The following is a 17,496-nucleotide window of genomic DNA, read 5'->3' as shown; positions in this document are numbered from 1 at the left end:
CGCTCAGGCGGGAAGTACGACGACGAAGCGCTGCGGCTCCTCGCCCTCGGACTCACTGCTCAGGCCGGCAGCCTTGACCGCGTCGTGCACGACCTTGCGCTCGAACGGCGTCATCGGGTCGAGCTTCACGGGCTCACCACTGCTCCTGGCCTCGGCAGCGGCCTTCGCTCCGAGTTCGGACAGCTCGGCGCGCTTCTTGGCGCGGTACCCCGCGATGTCGAGCATCAGCCGACTACGGTCACCGGTCTCGCGGTGCACGGCCAGGCGCGTGAGCTCCTGGAGCGCTTCGAGTACCTCGCCGTCACGACCGACCAGCTTCTGCAGGTCACGTCCGGACGAGTCGCTGATGATCGAGACAGAGGCACGGTCGGCCTCGACGTCCATGTCGATGTCACCGTCGAGATCGGCGATGTCGAGCAGACCCTCCAGGTAGTCCGCTGCGATCTCGCCTTCCTGCTCCAGGCGGGTCAGGGTGTCTGTGCCCTCGGCAGCGGCGGAGGTGGTGCCTTCCGTCACGGGATGGACTCCTTCTTACTTCTTGGACGGGGACTTGGGCCGCTGCGGGCCCTTGCGCTGTCCGGACTGGGCCTTGCTGCGGGTGCTCCCGCCGGGCTTGGCGTTGCCCTTCTTGGCAGTGGCGGCGGGCTTGACGTCGTCCCTGGGCTCTTCGTCCTTGGTCAGGGAGAGGGACTCACCGGCTGCCTTCGTCGCACCGCTCTGGCGCTGGGACTTGCTCTGCCGCTTGGGCTGCTGCCGCTTCGCGCCCTGAGACGTGGTCGGGGAACCGTCCTCCGCCTGGGCGGCGGCCGTGGCGTCGCTCTTGATCACCGCACCGTCGGCCTGGGCCGCGAGGCCCGCCTTGTTCAGACCGTTGATGAACTTGCGCTCGTACTCGTTGCGGTCCCGGCCCTTGGCGACGATGGCCTTGACGATGGCACGCTCACGGCGGTTACGGGTCTTGCCGTGGTGGGTGACGTGCTTGGAGAAGCGCTCCAGGTACGCGGCCTGCGCCTTGGAACCCGGCGTCGGGTTGTTGTGGATGACGTACATCTGCTGGCCCATGGTCCACACGTTGGTGGTCAGCCAGTAGACGAGGACACCGACGGGGAAGTTGATACCGAAGACGGCGAAAATGACGGGGAAGACGTACATCAGCATCTTCTGCTGCTGCATGAACGGCGTCTTCACCGTGGTGTCGACGTTCTTCGTCATCAGCTGGCGCTGCGTGTAGAACTGCGACAGCGACATCAGCACGATCATGAGCGCCGTGACGATGCGCACATCGGTCAGGGAGGCGTTGAGAGCCTCGAGCTTGTCCGAGCTGTCCGTGAACTTCGCCGCGAGCGGGGCGCCGAAGATGTGTGCCTTCTGCGCGCTTTCCAGCAGACGCTCGTTGATCACGCCGACCGTGTCATTGGACGCGATGCTGTTGAGTACGTGGTACAGGGCGAAGAAGAACGGGGACTGCGCCAGGATGGGAAGGCACGAGGAGAGCGGGTTGGTGCCCGCATCCTTGTACAGCTTCATCATCTCTTCGGACTGGCGCTGTTTGTCGTTCTTGTAGCGCTCCTGGATCTTCTTCATCTCCGGCTGGAGCGTCTGCATCGCGCGTGTCGCCTTGATCTGCTTCACGAAGAGCGGGATCAGGCAGATACGGATCAGGATCACCAGGGACACGATGGACAGGCCCCAGGCCCACCCGGTGTCAGGGCCGAAGATGGCCCCGTACACGCTGTGGAACTGGACGATGACCCAGGAGACAGGTGTCGTGATGAAGCTGAAGAGGCTGGCAATCGTGTCCACTAATCATGCTCCTTGGGCATGGGGCGAGATCTCTGCGGCCGGGCTCGAAGAACTCGGGCCCTCGGAAGGGGTCCGTCCTGCGGTGGCCGGTTCGGCGGAGGCGGGCCCGCTCTTGCGTGCACGCCAGGCGTTACGCAGCATTTCGTGCCACCGTGGTCGCTTGCGCGGCGGGACATGGTCCACGCCGCCCAGCGACCACGGATTGCACCGCAGGATGCGCCAGGCCGTGAGTGCTGTGCCCTTGATGGCACCGTGCCGGTCGATGGCCGTGTAGCCGTAGTGGGAACACGACGGGTAGTACTTGCATACAGGCCCGAGCAGGGGACTGATCGTCCACTGATAGAGCTTGATCAGAACCAGCAGCGGGTACTTCATCGCGTGCCCCCTCCCAGCAACCGCTGAAGAGCGGCATCCAGGTCTTGGGCCAGTTGTGCATGGTCGGCGTCCCCCGCTCCGGGCAACGCTCGTACGACTACCAGGCTACCGGGGGGCAGCAGGGCGACTCGATCGCGCATCAGGTGGCGAAGCCTGCGCTTCACCTTGTTCCGCACGACCGCGCCGCCCACCGCCTTGCTTACGACGAAACCCGCACGCGTCGGGGCAGTGTTCTCCCCAGGCGCATGCGGGTCCGTGACACCGCTGCGTAGGTGTACGACGAGATGTGGGCGTCCGGCCCGGCGCCCTCGTCGTACCGCGGTCGCGAAGTCCTCGCGCCGCCTCAGCCGGTTCTCGGTGGGCAGCACGACGTCATGACCTGATCAGGATCAGGCGGACAGACGGGCGCGACCCTTGCCACGGCGGGACGCGAGAATCGCGCGGCCGGCACGGGTGCGCATACGCAGCCGGAAGCCGTGGGTCTTGGCGCGACGACGGTTGTTCGGCTGGAAGGTGCGCTTGCTCACTCGGGGGCTCCAGAAAGAGTTCGTAGATTGCGGGGTGCCGTCCTGGCTGTCACCGTGCGCCCACGAGTAGCTCGCGTTACGCCCGAGTGCACCGCTGACCGATCATCTTGCGCGATCTGTGCCCATCGGAGGCAGGCGGCAGCAGCCATCGACAACTCGACCTCGTCACGGTACGCGCGGCTGCGTCATTCGGTCAAACCAGCCGCCGCCGGGAGACACTTGTCCACAGGCTGGGGACAATAACTTGAACCGTACCGGTCGCCCTGACTACCGTGGCTGAACTCCGATTCGTTCCTTTGTCCCTCCCGCACCCCCTTTAGAACCCGACCCAACCCGTCCCTGAACCGCATGAGGGACCTGTGAGAGAGCGTGCCCTGTGGCTGACGTACCTGCCGATCTTGCCGCAGTGTGGCCACGCGTACTGGAACAACTCCTCGGTGAGGGTCGGGGTCAGGGAGTGGAGGGGAAGGACGAACACTGGATCCGGCGCTGCCAGCCGCTGGCACTGGTCGCCGACACCGCCCTGCTCGCCGTGCCGAACGAGTTCGCCAAGGGCGTGCTCGAGGGCCGCCTGGCCCCGGCCGTCAGCGAGAGCCTGAGCCGCGAGTGCGGGCGCCCCATCCGTATCGCCATCACCGTCGACGATTCCGCGGGAGAGCCTCCGGCCCCGCTCGCCCCCCGCCCCCAGCCGCGCTACGAGGAACCCGAGCTCCCGCCCGCCCGGCAGGACCGCCCCGAGCGCCAGGACAGGCAGGACCGCCAGGAGCGCGAGCAGTACGAGGACTACGACAGCTACGGCCGGCGCCGCGCCGACCAGCACTCCGGACCGCCCGGCGACCAGCTCCCCACCGCCCGCCCGGCCTACCCCTCGGAGTACCAGCGCCCGGAGCCCGGCTCCTGGCCCCGCCCGGCACAGGACGAGTACAGCTGGCAGCAGCAGCGCCTCGGCTTCCCTGACCGCGACCCGTACGCCTCGCCGTCCCAGGAGACGTACGGTCCCCAGGACGGCTACGGCGGCGCGCCCTCGCAGGACTACCGTCCGCAGCCGATGGAACGTCCCTCCTACGACCAGCAGCGCTCCGACTACGAGACATCCCGCGCGGAGTACGGCCGCGGCGACTACGGCCGCAAGGACTACGAGCGCGGCGACCACGACCAGCGCGACGCAGTCCGCCGCGAGCTGCCGGATCCCCCCTCCGGCGCGGGTCACGTCCACCGTGGCGGCCCCGTCGGCCCGAACCTGCCCGCCAGCGGTGCACCCGGCCCGCTGGCCGCCCAGCCCGCACCGGCGACCGGCCCCGGTGAGCCGACCGCGCGGCTGAACCCGAAGTACCTCTTCGACACGTTCGTCATCGGCGCCTCCAACCGCTTCGCGCACGCGGCGGCGGTGGCGGTGGCCGAGGCCCCCGCGAAGGCGTACAACCCCCTCTTCATCTACGGGGAGTCCGGACTCGGCAAGACGCACCTGCTGCACGCGATCGGGCACTACGCGCGCAGTCTCTATCCCGGTACCCGGGTGCGGTACGTGAGCTCGGAGGAGTTCACCAACGAGTTCATCAACTCCATCCGCGACGGCAAGGGCGACAGCTTCCGCAAGCGGTACCGGGAGATGGACATCCTGCTGGTCGACGACATCCAGTTCCTCGCGGACAAGGAGTCGACGCAGGAGGAGTTCTTCCACACCTTCAACACGCTGCACAACGCCAACAAGCAGATCGTGCTCTCCAGCGACCGGCCGCCCAAGCAACTGGTGACGCTGGAGGACCGGCTGCGGAACCGTTTCGAGTGGGGCCTGATCACCGACGTCCAGCCGCCGGAGCTGGAGACGCGGATCGCGATCCTGCGCAAGAAGGCGGTGCAGGAACAGCTCAACGCCCCGCCGGAGGTGCTGGAGTTCATCGCCTCCCGGATCTCGCGGAACATCCGTGAGCTGGAGGGCGCGCTGATCAGGGTGACGGCCTTCGCCTCGCTCAACCGGCAGCCGGTGGACCTCGGGCTCACCGAGATCGTCCTGAAGGACCTGATGCCCGGCGGAGACGACTCCGCACCGGAGATCACCTCGACGGCCATCATGGGCGCGACCGCCGACTACTTCGGGCTCACGGTCGAGGACCTGTGCGGCACCTCGCGCGGACGCGCGCTGGTGACCGCGCGGCAGATCGCGATGTACCTGTGCCGCGAGCTGACCGACCTGTCGCTGCCGAAGATCGGCGCGTTGTTCGGCGGCCGCGACCATACGACGGTGATGCACGCGGACCGGAAGATCCGCAATCTGATGGCGGAGCGGCGCTCCATCTACAACCAGGTCACCGAACTCACCAACCGCATCAAGGCCGGCTGAGGCCTCCCACCGCCCCTGAGCAGGCAGGCACCCGCAGCAAGGGGCCGGAACAGGTCGCCCGTCACGGCACGAGGGGATCCAGCGCCCGCCCACAGCTGTGCGTGCTTGCCCCCTCGGGCAGGCTCGCCTCCCTCAGAACCGTCAGACACCCAGGAAGGGCGTCCCCGGACCGCATCCGGGGACGCCCTTCCTCGTACGCCCGGCCGGCCTGCCGACCCACCGGCCCGCTCACCGCCTGAACCCAGAAGACCTTCGGGCACCTTCCGGTACCTCCAGGAGCCGTCGGCACACGCCACCCGCCCCTCAGCCATCTCCCTCAGCCGTCCCTCACCGCCCTCCGCCGGTCCTCACGTCGGTCCTCGCGTCGGTCCTCGGTCGCTCCGGTCGTCCTCGAGGTCCTGTCCGCTGTTCCATTCCGGCACCGGGTTACGGCCTTCCTCCACAGATTCGGCAAGTTTTTCCCGTCCACATCCTGGGGACCGCGAAGTTGTCCCGATCCTGTCCACAGGGCCGCTCGATGGGGCACTATCAGGCCAGGTCAATCGGCTGTGGATTCGTGGACAAGCGATCTCCACAGGCTGTGGACGAAACAGTCATCCACAGCCTGTGGACAAAGTTTTCCACCGGCAACCCACAGGCAGAGGCCGGTTGTCCCCAGCGATCATCGGCTTCTCCACACGCCTGTCCACTGTTCGGCAACGCGATGCCCCTCCTCACTGGGTCGAGTGAAAGGCGTCACATCAAGGTGCCGAGGGGGCCTGTGGGAAAGACCGGCAAACCTGGGGACGGAGCTGGGGAGAACTCGGCCCCACCTGTGCACGGAGTGTGCAGAACTTTCTGTTCTCCACAGAAACCCCGAGTTGTCCACCGGCTCCGCCCACAGGGTCGGTGGACAAAATCTATGCCCTGAGCTGGGAAAACGAGGTTATCCACGGTATCCACAGGCCCTACTACTACTCCCAACTAGAGAGAGTGAGGAATCCGTTTCGAAGAGGGCCCTGTGCACAACTCGCCGCTTCTACGCCGACTGCCCCTCGTCACGACTTGACCCCGAGGGGCACCTACTGTCAGTGCCGTGCGTCAGACTGTTCCCGGTGTCCTTGCCCCTCCCAGAGGCCGAGCACACCGAGTCAGATGACGAAGGCAATGCAGGGCGCGAGAACGCCGGCAACAGCAGGAGGCGGCTTACGGTGAAGATCCGGGTGGAACGCGACGTACTCGCGGAGGCAGTGGCCTGGGCGGCACGCAGCCTCCCGGCCCGTCCGCCGGCGCCGGTCCTCGCAGGCCTGCTGCTGAAGGCCGAGTCGGGACAGCTGAGCCTGTCCAGCTTCGACTACGAGGTCTCCGCGCGGGTCTCGGTGGAGACGGAGGTCGAGGAGGAGGGCACGGTGCTCGTCTCGGGCAGGCTGCTCGCCGACATCTGCCGCGCTCTCCCCAACCGGCCGGTGGAGATTTCCACAGACGGTGTACGGGCGACGGTGGTCTGCGGCTCCTCGCGGTTCACGCTCCACACCCTGCCGGTGGAGGAGTACCCGGCCCTGCCGCAGATGCCGAACGCGACGGGCACGGTGCCCGGTGAGGTCTTCGCGTCCGCCGTGCAGCAGGTCGCCATCGCGGCGGGCCGCGACGACACCCTGCCCGTCCTGACCGGTGTGCGCATCGAGATCGAGGGCGACACGGTGACGCTGGCCTCCACCGACCGCTACCGCTTCGCGGTCCGCGAATTCCTGTGGAAGCCGGAGAACCCGGAGGCCTCGGCGGTCGCCCTGGTGCCCGCCAAAACGCTCCTGGACACCGCCAAGGCGCTGACCAGCGGCGACCAGGTGATCCTGGCGCTGTCCGGCTCGGGTGCGGGCGAGGGCCTGATCGGCTTCGAAGGCGCGGGCCGACGCACCACCACGCGGCTCCTGGAGGGTGACCTCCCGAAGTACCGCACGCTGTTCCCGACCGAGTTCAACAGCGTCGCCGTCATCGAGACCGCCCCCTTCGTGGAGGCCGTCAAGCGTGTGGCCCTGGTCGCCGAGCGCAACACCCCGGTGCGGCTGAGCTTCGAGCAGGGTGTGCTCATCCTGGAGGCCGGTTCCAGCGACGACGCACAGGCTGTGGAAAGGGTCGACGCCCAGCTGGAGGGCGACGACATCTCGATCGCCTTCAACCCCACGTTCCTCCTGGACGGCCTGAGCGCCATCGACTCCCCGGTGGCCCAGCTCTCGTTCACCACGTCCACCAAGCCCGCGCTGCTCAGCGGCAGGCCCGCGGTGGACGCGGAGGCGGACGACGCCTACAAGTACCTGATCATGCCGGTGCGGCTCAGCGGCTGATCTCGCCCGCCCGACCCCGCCCCGCCTGTCCACGGCCGCCCGCATCGGTCCACAGGCGTGCACAGCCCTTCCGGGTCCGGACGCCGGACCGTGGGTGTACCGGATCGTGCCGGACCCGGAAGCGGCGGAAGACGGCTGGTCGGCCGCCGTTGGTGAAACCGCAGGTGAGGGCGTGCGCATGAGCGCGTATGCCCACAGATGTGCGTGAGCGCCCGGGTTTAGGGTCGGGTCGGTACGTAAGTGCCGCGGCACGCTCGTGCCGCCACGCCACGTCGCAACCTAAGGAACACAACTGATGGAGCTCGGTCTCGTCGGCCTTGGCAAGATGGGTGGCAACATGCGCGAGCGGATTCGCCGCGCGGGCCACACCGTTCTCGGATACGACCGCAACCCGGACCTCGCCGATGTCCACAGCCTGGAAGAACTCGTGGGCAAGCTCGAGGGCCCGCGCGTGGTCTGGGTGATGGTCCCGGCGGGCGAGGCCACCCAGTCGACCATCGACGAACTCGCCGAGCTGCTGCAGCCCGGCGACGTGGTCGTGGACGGCGGCAACTCCCGCTGGACGGACGACGAGAAGCACGCCGAGGAGCTGGCGGCCAAGGGCATAGGTTTCGTCGACTGCGGTGTCTCCGGCGGTGTCTGGGGCCTGGAGAACGGCTACGCGCTGATGTACGGCGGCGACAAGGAGCACGTCGCCAAGGTGCAGCCGGTCTTCGACGCCCTGAAGCCGGAGGGCGACTTCGGTTCGGTCCACGCCGGCAAGGTCGGTGCCGGCCACTTCGCCAAGATGGTCCACAACGGCATCGAGTACGCGATGATGCAGGCCTACGCCGAGGGCTGGGAGCTCCTGGAGAAGGTCGACTCGGTGACCGATGTCCGGGAGGTCTTCCGCTCCTGGCAGGAGGGCACGGTCATCCGGTCCTGGCTGCTCGACCTCGCGGTGAACGCGCTGCACGAGGACGAGCACCTGGAGGGCCTCCGGGGATACGCGCAGGACTCCGGTGAGGGACGCTGGACGGTGGAGGCCGCGATCGACAACGCGGTCCCGCTGCCGGCGATCACCGCGTCGCTGTTCGCGCGGTTCTCCTCCCGGCAGGAGGACTCGCCGCAGATGAAGATGATCGCGGCGCTGCGCAACCAGTTCGGCGGCCACGCGGTCGAGAAGAAGTAACCCACGGAGAAGCACTCCACGAAGCAGCCGGAGCGGCCCCAGCCCGAGCGGGCGGGCAGCTCCGGGGCTGCAGTCCACCGGGCCGCACGACGGTCCACAACGCCTGGGGAGGTCGGCGAACGACCATGCACGTCACGCATCTGTCGCTGGCCGATTTCCGGTCCTACCCCCGGGTCGAGGTCCCGCTCGACCCGGGGGTCACGGCCTTCGTCGGCCCCAATGGGCAGGGCAAGACGAATCTCGTCGAGGCGGTCGGCTATCTCGCCACCCTCGGCAGCCACCGTGTCTCCTCCGACACTCCGCTGGTCCGCATGGGAGCCGACCGAGCGATCATCCGGGCCCAGGTCCGCCAGGGTGAGCGGCAGCAGCTCGTCGAGCTGGAACTGAACCCGGGCCGCGCCAACCGCGCCCGGATCAACAGGTCCTCGCAGGTCAGGCCCCGGGACGTGCTGGGGATCGTCCGTACCGTCCTGTTCGCGCCCGAGGACCTCGCCCTGGTCAAGGGTGATCCCGGCGAGCGGCGCCGGTTCCTGGACGAGCTGATCACGGCCCGCTCCCCGCGCATGGCCGGTGTCCGTTCCGACTACGACCGTGTGCTCAAGCAGCGCAACACGCTGCTGAAGTCCGCCGCGCTGGCCCGCCGCCACGGCGGGCGCACCATGGACCTGTCCACCCTCGACGTCTGGGACCAGCACCTCGCGCGTGTGGGCGCCGAACTGCTGGCCCAGCGACTGGATCTGATCGCCGCGATCCAGCCACTCGCCGACAAGGCGTACGAACAGCTCGCGCCGGGCGGCGGTCCCGTCGCCCTGGAGTACAAGCCGTCGGCACCCGGCGAGGCGCACACGCGCGAGGACCTGTTCGAGCAGTTGTCGGCCGCTCTCGCCGAGGCACGCAAGCAGGAGGTCGAGCGGGGCGTCACCCTGGTCGGCCCGCACCGCGACGACCTGCTGCTCAATCTCGGCCGGCTGCCGGCCAAGGGCTACGCCTCCCACGGCGAGTCCTGGTCCTACGCGCTGGCGCTGCGCCTGGCCTCCTACGACCTGCTGCGCGCCGAGGGCAACGAGCCGGTGCTGGTCCTCGACGACGTCTTCGCCGAGCTGGACACCCGCCGTCGTGAGCGCCTCGCCGAGCTGGTCGCGCCCGGCGAGCAGGTGCTGGTGACCGCGGCGGTCGACGACGACGTCCCCCATGTGCTGTCGGGGACGCGGTTCGCGGTGGCCGAGGGGACGGTGGAACGGGTATGAGCGAGCCGGGCGGACCCGACGGCGCCCCCGGAGACGCTCGGAAGGCGGCCCCTGAGCCCTCGGGTGTCGATCTCGCGCGCGTGGCGTTGCGCGCGGCCAAGGAAGCGGCACGCGCGCGCGGGGACGTGGCGCAGCAGAAGAAGCAGGCGCGGCGCGGTGGCCTGCGCTCGGGTGCGCGCGGGGACCGGCGCGATCCCATGGCGCTCGGCGCGGCGATCAACCGGTTGCTCACCGAGCGCGGCTGGGAGGCCCCGGCCGCGGTGGGCGGTGTGATGGGGCGCTGGCCCGAGATCGTCGGTGAGGACGTGGCCAAGCACTGTGAGCCGGAGCGTTACGACGAGGACGAGCGGGTGCTGATCGTGCGCTGCGACTCCACCGCGTGGGCGACGAATCTGCGACTGCTCGCCCCGACTCTGGTCGCCCGGCTGAACGAGGACCTGGGCCACGGCACGGTGAGGCTGATCAAGGTCAACGGACCGGGTGGCCCGGCCCGCCGCTACGGACCGCTGCGGGCCCCAGGAAGCACCGGTCCCGGCGATACGTACGGGTGACCGAGGTCCTTTCCGAGCCATGTCCGGAGCCCTGTGCCGGGCCCGTTGCCGGCCCGTTGCGGGCCCTGTTCCGGGCCTTCCGCAGGATGGTGACCGACGTCACAAAGAGGGCTTCCCGAGGTGTGTTCGATCCGTCGCTGCCCCTTTCGCGGTACCCCCGGGTGGAGTGCCGGATCACCACCTGACTCGTAAGTAGCAAAGGGTTGACGGCCGGAAGCGCTAGGTGCCCTCGTGAGCCTCCTGGGGCCCCCATCCGTATATCGGGAGTCGGGCGAGACCGGTTGAGGGCGGCACATGCGGACTCAGGCACCGGCAAACCCCCATCGATGTCCGAGCTACCGGTAGACTGGAAGCAATCCCGCCCCGATCGTGGGGACCGCCCGGGAAAAGCTGAGCAACGCTGATCAAGGCTTATCAACGCAACATGCCGCAGCCGCTCCGGCAACCCGCCGCCGAGCCAGGCTCGTGGTGTGCCAGAAAGGGCGCTTCGTGGCCGATTCCGGCAACCCCAACGAGAACATCCCGTCCACCGACACCGGCGTGAAGAACGAGGCGACCGCCCTCAACGGCGAGATCACCGCTTCGTACGACGCCAGTGCCATCACCGTCCTCGAGGGCCTGGACGCGGTCCGCAAGCGACCCGGTATGTACATCGGTTCGACCGGTGAACGAGGGCTGCACCACCTGGTGCAGGAGGTCGTAGACAACTCCGTCGACGAGGCGCTGGCCGGGCACGCCGACACGATCGACGTGACGATCCTGGCCGACGGCGGCGTCCGGGTCGTCGACAACGGCCGGGGCATCCCGGTGGACATCGTCCCCTCGGAGAACAAGCCGGCCGTCGAGGTCGTGCTGACCGTACTGCACGCGGGCGGCAAGTTCGGCGGCGGCGGATACGCGGTCTCCGGCGGCCTGCACGGCGTCGGTGTCTCCGTGGTGAACGCCCTGTCGAGCAGGATCTCCGTCGAGATCAAGCGTGACGGCTACCGCTGGACGCAGGACTACAAGATGGGCGTCCCCACGGCCCCGCTGGTCCAGCAGGAGGCCACGGAGGAGACCGGGACCACGGTCACCTTCTGGGCCGACGCGGACATCTTCGAGACCACCGAGTACTCCTTCGAGACGCTTTCGCGGCGTTTCCAGGAGATGGCGTTCCTCAACAAGGGCCTGCGGATCAACCTCGCCGACGAGCGTGAGTCGGCGAAGGCCACCGCCGGGGCGGACGAGGCGGGCGAGGACGAGAAGTACGAGGTCAAGGCCGTCTCGTACCACTACGAGGGCGGCATCGTCGACTTCGTGAAGTACCTCAACTCCCGCAAGGGCGACGTGGTGCACCCCACCGTGATCGACCTCGAGGCCGAGGACAAGGAGAAGCTCCTGTCCCTCGAGGTCGCCATGCAGTGGAACAGCGGCTACACCGAGGGCGTCTACTCCTTCGCCAACATCATCCACACCCATGAGGGCGGCACGCACGAAGAGGGCTTCCGCGCGGCGATGACCTCGCTCATCAACAAGTACGCGCGCGACAAGAAGCTGCTGCGGGAGAAGGACGACAACCTCACGGGCGACGACATCCGCGAGGGTCTGACGGCGATCATCTCGGTCAAGCTGAGCGAGCCCCAGTTCGAGGGCCAGACCAAGACCAAGCTCGGCAACACCGAGGTGAAGACCTTCGTCCAGAAGGTCATCTACGAGCACCTCGCCGACTGGCTGGACCGCAACCCCAACGAGGCCGCGGACATCGTCCGCAAGGGCATCGCGGCGGCCACCGCGCGTGTGGCGGCCCGCAAGGCCCGCGACCTGACCCGCCGCAAGGGCCTGCTGGAGTCGGCGTCCCTGCCGGGCAAGCTCTCGGACTGCCAGTCGAACGACCCCATCAAGTGCGAGATCTTCATCGTCGAGGGCGACTCCGCCGGCGGCTCGGCCAAGTCCGGCCGGAACCCGCAGTACCAGGCGATCCTCCCGATCCGGGGCAAGATCCTCAACGTCGAGAAGGCGCGCATCGACCGGATCCTGCAGAACCAGGAGATCCAGGCGATGATCTCCGCGTTCGGCACCGGCGTGCACGAGGACTTCGACATCGAGAAGCTCCGCTATCACAAGATCATCCTGATGGCGGACGCCGACGTCGACGGCCAGCACATCAACACCCTGCTGCTGACGTTCCTGTTCCGTTTCATGCGGCCGCTGGTCGAGGCCGGGCACGTGTTCCTCTCCCGTCCCCCGCTCTACAAGATCAAGTGGGGCCGGGAGGACTTCGAGTACGCGTACTCCGACCGCGAGCGCGACGCGCTGATCGAGCTGGGCCGCCAGGCCGGCAAGCGCATCCGTGAGGACTCCGTCCAGCGCTTCAAGGGTCTCGGCGAGATGAACGCCGAGGAACTGCGCATCACCACGATGGACCAGGAGCACCGCGTCCTCGGCCAGGTCACCCTGGACGACGCCGCGCAGGCCGACGACCTGTTCTCCGTCCTCATGGGCGAGGACGTGGAGGCGCGCCGTCAGTTCATCCAGCGCAACGCCAAGGACGTCCGTTTCCTCGACATCTGAGTCGGTCTCAGCTGACCGCACCAGGAAGGATCTTCACCAGCAATGACCGACGAGAACACTCCCGTCACGTCCGAAGAGAACGGCATCGTCATGCGCGTCGAGCCCGTCGGGCTCGAGACGGAGATGCAGCGTTCGTACCTCGACTACGCGATGTCCGTCATCGTCTCGCGTGCGCTGCCGGACGTCCGTGACGGGCTCAAGCCCGTCCACCGCCGCGTGCTGTACGCCATGTACGACGGCGGCTACCGGCCCGAGCGCGGCTTCTACAAGTGCGCCCGTGTCGTCGGCGACGTCATGGGCAACTACCACCCGCACGGCGACTCCTCGATCTACGACGCGCTGGTCCGCCTCGCGCAGCCGTGGTCGATGCGGATGCCGCTGGTGGACTCCAACGGCAACTTCGGCTCCCCGGGCAACGACCCCGCGGCGGCCATGCGGTACACCGAGTGCAAGATGGCGCCGCTGTCGATGGAGATGGTCCGCGACATCGACGAGGAGACCGTCGACTTCAAGGACAACTACGACGGACGCTCCCAGGAGCCGACCGTCCTGCCGGCCCGTTTCCCGAACCTGCTGATCAACGGGTCGGCCGGTATCGCGGTCGGCATGGCGACCAACATCCCGCCGCACAACCTGCGCGAGGTCGCGGCCGGCGCCCAGTGGTACCTGGAACACCACGAGTCGTCGAACGAGGAGCTGCTCGACGCGCTCCTCGAGCGCATCAAGGGCCCCGACTTCCCGACCGGCGCCCTCGTGGTGGGCCGCAGGGGCATCGAGGAGGCGTACCGGACGGGCCGCGGCTCGATCACCATGCGCGCGGTGGTCGCGGTCGAGGAGATCCAGAACCGCCAGTGCCTGGTGGTCACCGAGCTGCCGTACCAGACCAACCCCGACAACCTCGCGCAGAAGATCGCCGACCTGGTGAAGGACGGCAAGGTCGGCGGTATCGCGGACGTCCGTGACGAGACGTCGTCCCGCACCGGACAGCGCCTGGTCATCGTGCTCAAGCGGGACGCGGTCGCCAAGGTCGTCCTGAACAACCTCTACAAGCACACCGAGCTGCAGACCAACTTCGGCGCCAACATGCTGGCGCTGGTCGACGGCGTGCCGCGCACGCTCTCCCTGGACGCGTTCATCCGCCACTGGGTGAACCACCAGATCGAGGTCATCGTCCGCCGTACGCGCTTCCGGCTGCGCAAGGCCGAGGAGCGCGCGCACATCCTGCGTGGCCTGCTGAAGGCGCTGGACGCCATCGACGAGGTCATCGCGCTGATCCGGCGCAGCGACACCGTCGAGATCGCGCGCGGGGGCCTGATGGGCCTCCTGGAGATCGACGAGATCCAGGCCAACGCGATCCTGGAGATGCAGCTCCGCCGGCTGGCGGCACTGGAACGCCAGAAGATCGTCCAGGAGCACGACGAACTTCAGGCGAAGATCAGCGAGTACAACGAGATCCTCTCCTCCCCGGTCCGTCAGCGCGGGATCGTCAGCGCGGAACTGGCCGCGCTCGTCGAGAAGTACGGGGACGACCGCAAGACGAAGCTGATCCCCTATGAGGGCGACATGTCCATCGAGGACCTGATCGCCGAGGAGGACATCGTCGTCACGGTCACGCGCGGTGGCTACATCAAGCGGACCAAGACCGACGACTACCGGGCCCAGAAGCGCGGCGGCAAGGGCGTACGGGGCGCGAAGCTCAAGGAAGACGACATCGTCAACCACTTCTTCGTGTCCACCACGCACCACTGGCTGCTGTTCTTCACCAACAAGGGCCGGGTCTACCGGGCGAAGGCGTACGAGCTGCCCGACGCCGGCCGGGACGCGCGCGGCCAGCACGTGGCGAACCTGCTGGCCTTCCAGCCGGACGAGGCGATCGCCCAGATCCTCGCGATCCGCGACTACGAGGCGGCGCCCTACCTGGTTCTCGCCACCAAGGCCGGCCTGGTGAAGAAGACGTCGCTGAAGGATTACGATTCGCCGCGTTCGGGCGGTGTGATCGCGATCAACCTGCGGGAGCAGGAGGACGGTGCCGACGATGAACTGATCGGGGCCGAACTTGTCTCGCCAGAAGATGATCTACTACTGATCAGCAAGAAGGCGCAGTCGATCAGGTTCACCGCGACGGATGAGACTTTGCGGCCCATGGGCCGTGCGACTTCAGGCGTAAAGGGCATGAGTTTCCGCGAAGGGGACGAACTGCTCTCGATGAATGTTGTTCGACCCGGTACGTTCGTGTTCACTGCCACAGACGGCGGGTACGCGAAGCGGACCGCTGTCGACGAGTACCGCGTCCAGGGTCGCGGTGGCCTCGGTATCAAGGCCGCCAAGATCGTCGAGGATCGTGGAACTCTCGTCGGTGCGCTGGTGGTCGAGGAGACCGACGAGATCCTCGCCATCACGCTGTCGGGCGGTGTGATTCGTACGCGAGTCAGCGGGGTCAGGGAGACGGGCCGTGACACCATGGGCGTCCAACTGATCAATCTGGGCAAGCGCGATGCCGTGGTCGGCATCGCCCGTAACGCCGAGGCGGGACGCGAGGCGGAGGAAGTCGACGGCGACGTGGCCGTGGACGAGACCGATGAAGGTGCCGTGACCACCGGCACGGACGAGGGTGAGGCGCCCTCGGCCGAGTAGCACGAGGAGTGAGTCAGCGTGAGCGGAGCCACGGGCGCCGGACCGACCGGTACCAGTACGGGTGCGGACGGCGGTGGCCGTGGCTCTGCCACGCAGGCGACAGACCCGCACACGACCAACCTGAAAGCGATCAAGTCGCCCGGCAAGGACTCGCCTTCGTCCGACAGACATGGATCCCAGGGGGGAACTGTGACGGACACCCGAGGCCAGCAGCAGAGCGCGCCCGGACAGGGCGCCGCCGCTCACACGGCCTCACCGCTGCCGGGGGAACGGCAGCCGCAGCAGCAGGCGGGGCCGTACCACCCGCCGCAGGCCTACACCGCGCAGGACGGTACGGCAGGGGGCCAGGCCGGTGCCGCGGTACGCCGCCCGCGCACCGGGGCGCGCACCACACCGCGCGTGCGCAAGGCGCGCCTGCGGGTGGCCAAGGCCGATCCCTGGTCGGTGATGAAGGTCAGCTTCCTGCTCTCCATCGCGCTGGGCGTCTGCACGATCGTCGCGTCCGCGGTGCTGTGGATGGTCATGGACGCGATGGGTGTCTTCTCCACCGTCGGCGGCACGATCTCCGAGGCGACCGGCTCCAACGAGTCGAACGGTTTCGACCTCCAGTCGTTCCTGTCGCTGCCCAACGTGCTGCTGTTCACGGCGATCATCGCGGTCATCGACGTCGTCCTGGCCACGGCCCTGGCGACCCTCGGCGCGTTCATCTACAACCTCTCCGCGGGCTTCGTGGGCGGCGTCGAGCTGACGCTGGCCGAGGACGAGTGAGCGGCGCTCACCGCTTTCCCGGCCTGCTCCGACGGCCCCCCGACAACCGATTTTGGGACTGCCCCGGTCGTGCGCTAATCTTCAGGAGTCAGCGCGCGGGACATACACCGCAGAGCGCGGCGGGGCTATAGCTCAGTTGGTTAGAGCGCATCCCTGATAAGGATGAGGCCACAGGTTCAAATCCTGTTAGCCCCACATCATCGCGAGACCCCCGGTCAATGTGGCCGGGGGTTTTCGGTGTCTCCGGGGCTTCCGTGCTGTGAGCCATGTCTGGTGGGCGGTGCATGGTGTGCCGTGTCTGGTGGGCGGTGCGGTCGGAGGGGCTGATTCGTTGGTGGGGGTGGGGCGTCCGCGGCCGGCGGCGAGAGGGTGGGCGTGGCCGATGCGGTCGTGGTGGCCCTGTTCCTCCTGGACTCGTTTCCGCCGTCCCCTCCCGTCCCCTCCCATCCCGCCGAGTCCCGTCGCGTCGTGGGGCGTGGCTTGAATGCCGTCCTTCGCATCCTTCGCCGCTGTGGCAGGGGACCGGTAGGTGTGCTGGACCCTTGGGCCCTGATGATCCGGTGGGTGGGGCGTGGGTGTGGGCATGGGAAAGCCCGGCTGCTCGTGTTCGAGCTGCCGGGCTGTTTTTCGCGTGCCGTTGGGGCTGTACGCGAGTTCGCCGGGACTTCGGGGGAGCCGGAACGGCACGGAAAGGGTGCTGTGGGGCTCCGGGGCTCAGCGTTGGAGCGGGATGCGGCCTCTGGGGGATTCCGCCGGGGGCGGGGTGTCGTCGTCGGAGCAGGGCGTGGAAGCGGCCGGATCAGGAGCCGGGGCGGGGGCCGGGTTCGCGAGCGGGCGGTGGCGGCAGCCGGGGGAGGCGCCATGGGCCTCCGCGCGGATGCGCTGTTTCATCGTGGGGGGCAGGGCCCTCGCATGGGACCAGGGCCGGACGGACGTCGCCGGCGCCGTCCTGTCCGGGGCGCTCTCGCTGTTGCGCGTCGTCTCGGTCCGGGGTACGGCCGCGGAGGCGGTCGTGGTAATGAATCCGAGCGCTGTGCACAGCGCGAGGAAGGCGGTGATGATGGCGGTCCACAGCTTCATGACCTTGTTCCGGGCCATGGCCCCTCACTTTCGGGTCGGGCGATTTGCGTACTTTCCTCATGATGTGTATGTGGGCCGCGAAGTGGTGGACCTACGCACGTGGCGCGTCGATGTTCAGATGAACACCA

The 17,496-nt window shown here is 68.0% G+C and carries 14 protein-coding genes and 1 tRNA gene; 9 read left to right on the top strand and 6 right to left on the bottom strand.

Annotated features, from left to right (window positions below; genetic code table 11):
* Positions 1–3 precede the first annotated feature (3 nt).
* The 5 genes from ACIF80_RS30650 to rpmH are packed head-to-tail and all read right to left on the bottom strand — an operon-like array spanning position 4 to position 2,705.
* The gene (locus ACIF80_RS30650; protein WP_399810511.1) at positions 4–516 is read right to left on the bottom strand and encodes a protein jag; all 513 of its coding nucleotides are present in this window, start codon (positions 514–516) and stop codon (positions 4–6) included.
* Positions 517–531: 15 nt separating this feature from the next.
* The gene (gene yidC / locus ACIF80_RS30645; RefSeq protein ID WP_399810509.1) at positions 532–1,803 is read right to left on the bottom strand and encodes a membrane protein insertase YidC; all 1,272 of its coding nucleotides are present in this window, start codon (positions 1,801–1,803) and stop codon (positions 532–534) included.
* Between the two features lie 3 nt (positions 1,804–1,806).
* Entirely contained in the window at positions 1,807–2,178 is a 372-nt protein-coding gene (yidD, locus tag ACIF80_RS30640) for a membrane protein insertion efficiency factor YidD (RefSeq protein WP_399810507.1), read from the bottom strand.
* Complete coding sequence (gene rnpA / locus ACIF80_RS30635) at positions 2,175–2,546, bottom strand: ribonuclease P protein component (protein ID WP_399810505.1); 372 nt, start codon at positions 2,544–2,546, stop codon at positions 2,175–2,177. Before rnpA ends, yidD begins: the two co-directional genes overlap by 4 nt.
* 21 nt (positions 2,547–2,567) lie before the next feature.
* Positions 2,568–2,705, bottom strand: coding sequence for a 50S ribosomal protein L34 (gene rpmH, locus ACIF80_RS30630; protein WP_003949374.1), 138 nt, complete (start codon positions 2,703–2,705; stop codon positions 2,568–2,570).
* Between the two features lie 376 nt (positions 2,706–3,081).
* Between rpmH and dnaA the strand changes: the two genes are divergently transcribed.
* The 9 genes from dnaA to ACIF80_RS30585 all read left to right on the top strand — a co-directional run bounded on the left by dnaA (position 3,082) and on the right by ACIF80_RS30585 (position 16,483).
* Positions 3,082–5,046, top strand: a complete 1,965-nt coding sequence (dnaA, locus tag ACIF80_RS30625) for a chromosomal replication initiator protein DnaA (protein ID WP_399810503.1) — start codon at positions 3,082–3,084, stop codon at positions 5,044–5,046.
* 1,190 nt (positions 5,047–6,236) lie between these two features.
* Complete coding sequence (gene dnaN, locus ACIF80_RS30620; RefSeq protein WP_055596610.1) at positions 6,237–7,367, top strand: DNA polymerase III subunit beta; 1,131 nt, start codon at positions 6,237–6,239, stop codon at positions 7,365–7,367.
* A gap of 295 nt (positions 7,368–7,662) precedes the next feature.
* Entirely contained in the window at positions 7,663–8,538 is an 876-nt protein-coding gene (gene gnd / locus ACIF80_RS30615) for a phosphogluconate dehydrogenase (NAD(+)-dependent, decarboxylating) (RefSeq protein ID WP_055596609.1), read from the top strand.
* 125 nt (positions 8,539–8,663) lie between these two features.
* Positions 8,664–9,785: a DNA replication/repair protein RecF gene (recF, locus tag ACIF80_RS30610; protein WP_399810501.1), complete on the top strand. Its 1,122-nt coding sequence runs from the start codon at positions 8,664–8,666 to the stop codon at positions 9,783–9,785.
* Entirely contained in the window at positions 9,782–10,336 is a 555-nt protein-coding gene (locus ACIF80_RS30605; protein ID WP_399810499.1) for a DUF721 domain-containing protein, read from the top strand. Before recF ends, ACIF80_RS30605 begins: the two co-directional genes overlap by 4 nt.
* Before the next feature lie 489 nt (positions 10,337–10,825).
* Complete coding sequence (gene gyrB, locus ACIF80_RS30600) at positions 10,826–12,886, top strand: DNA topoisomerase (ATP-hydrolyzing) subunit B (RefSeq protein WP_399810497.1); 2,061 nt, start codon at positions 10,826–10,828, stop codon at positions 12,884–12,886.
* Positions 12,887–12,928: 42 nt separating this feature from the next.
* On the top strand, positions 12,929–15,520 hold the full coding sequence (gene gyrA, locus ACIF80_RS30595) for a DNA gyrase subunit A (RefSeq protein ID WP_399810495.1): 2,592 nt from the start codon (positions 12,929–12,931) through the stop codon (positions 15,518–15,520).
* Between the two features lie 18 nt (positions 15,521–15,538).
* On the top strand, positions 15,539–16,288 hold the full coding sequence (locus tag ACIF80_RS30590; protein WP_399810493.1) for a DUF3566 domain-containing protein: 750 nt from the start codon (positions 15,539–15,541) through the stop codon (positions 16,286–16,288).
* Between the two features lie 121 nt (positions 16,289–16,409).
* A tRNA-Ile gene (locus ACIF80_RS30585) sits at positions 16,410–16,483 on the top strand.
* Between the two features lie 519 nt (positions 16,484–17,002).
* Here ACIF80_RS30585 and ACIF80_RS30580 read toward each other — a convergent pair.
* The gene (locus tag ACIF80_RS30580; RefSeq protein ID WP_399810492.1) at positions 17,003–17,386 is read right to left on the bottom strand and encodes a DUF6344 domain-containing protein; all 384 of its coding nucleotides are present in this window, start codon (positions 17,384–17,386) and stop codon (positions 17,003–17,005) included.
* Positions 17,387–17,496 lie beyond the last annotated feature (110 nt).

The organism is Streptomyces sp. NPDC085927, from assembly GCF_044540975.1.
In the GTDB taxonomy this organism is placed as follows: Bacteria; Actinomycetota; Actinomycetes; order Streptomycetales; family Streptomycetaceae; genus Streptomyces; species Streptomyces hirsutus.
Note: the sequence above shows the minus strand (reverse complement) of the source record. Positions and strands in the feature narration are given on the sequence as shown.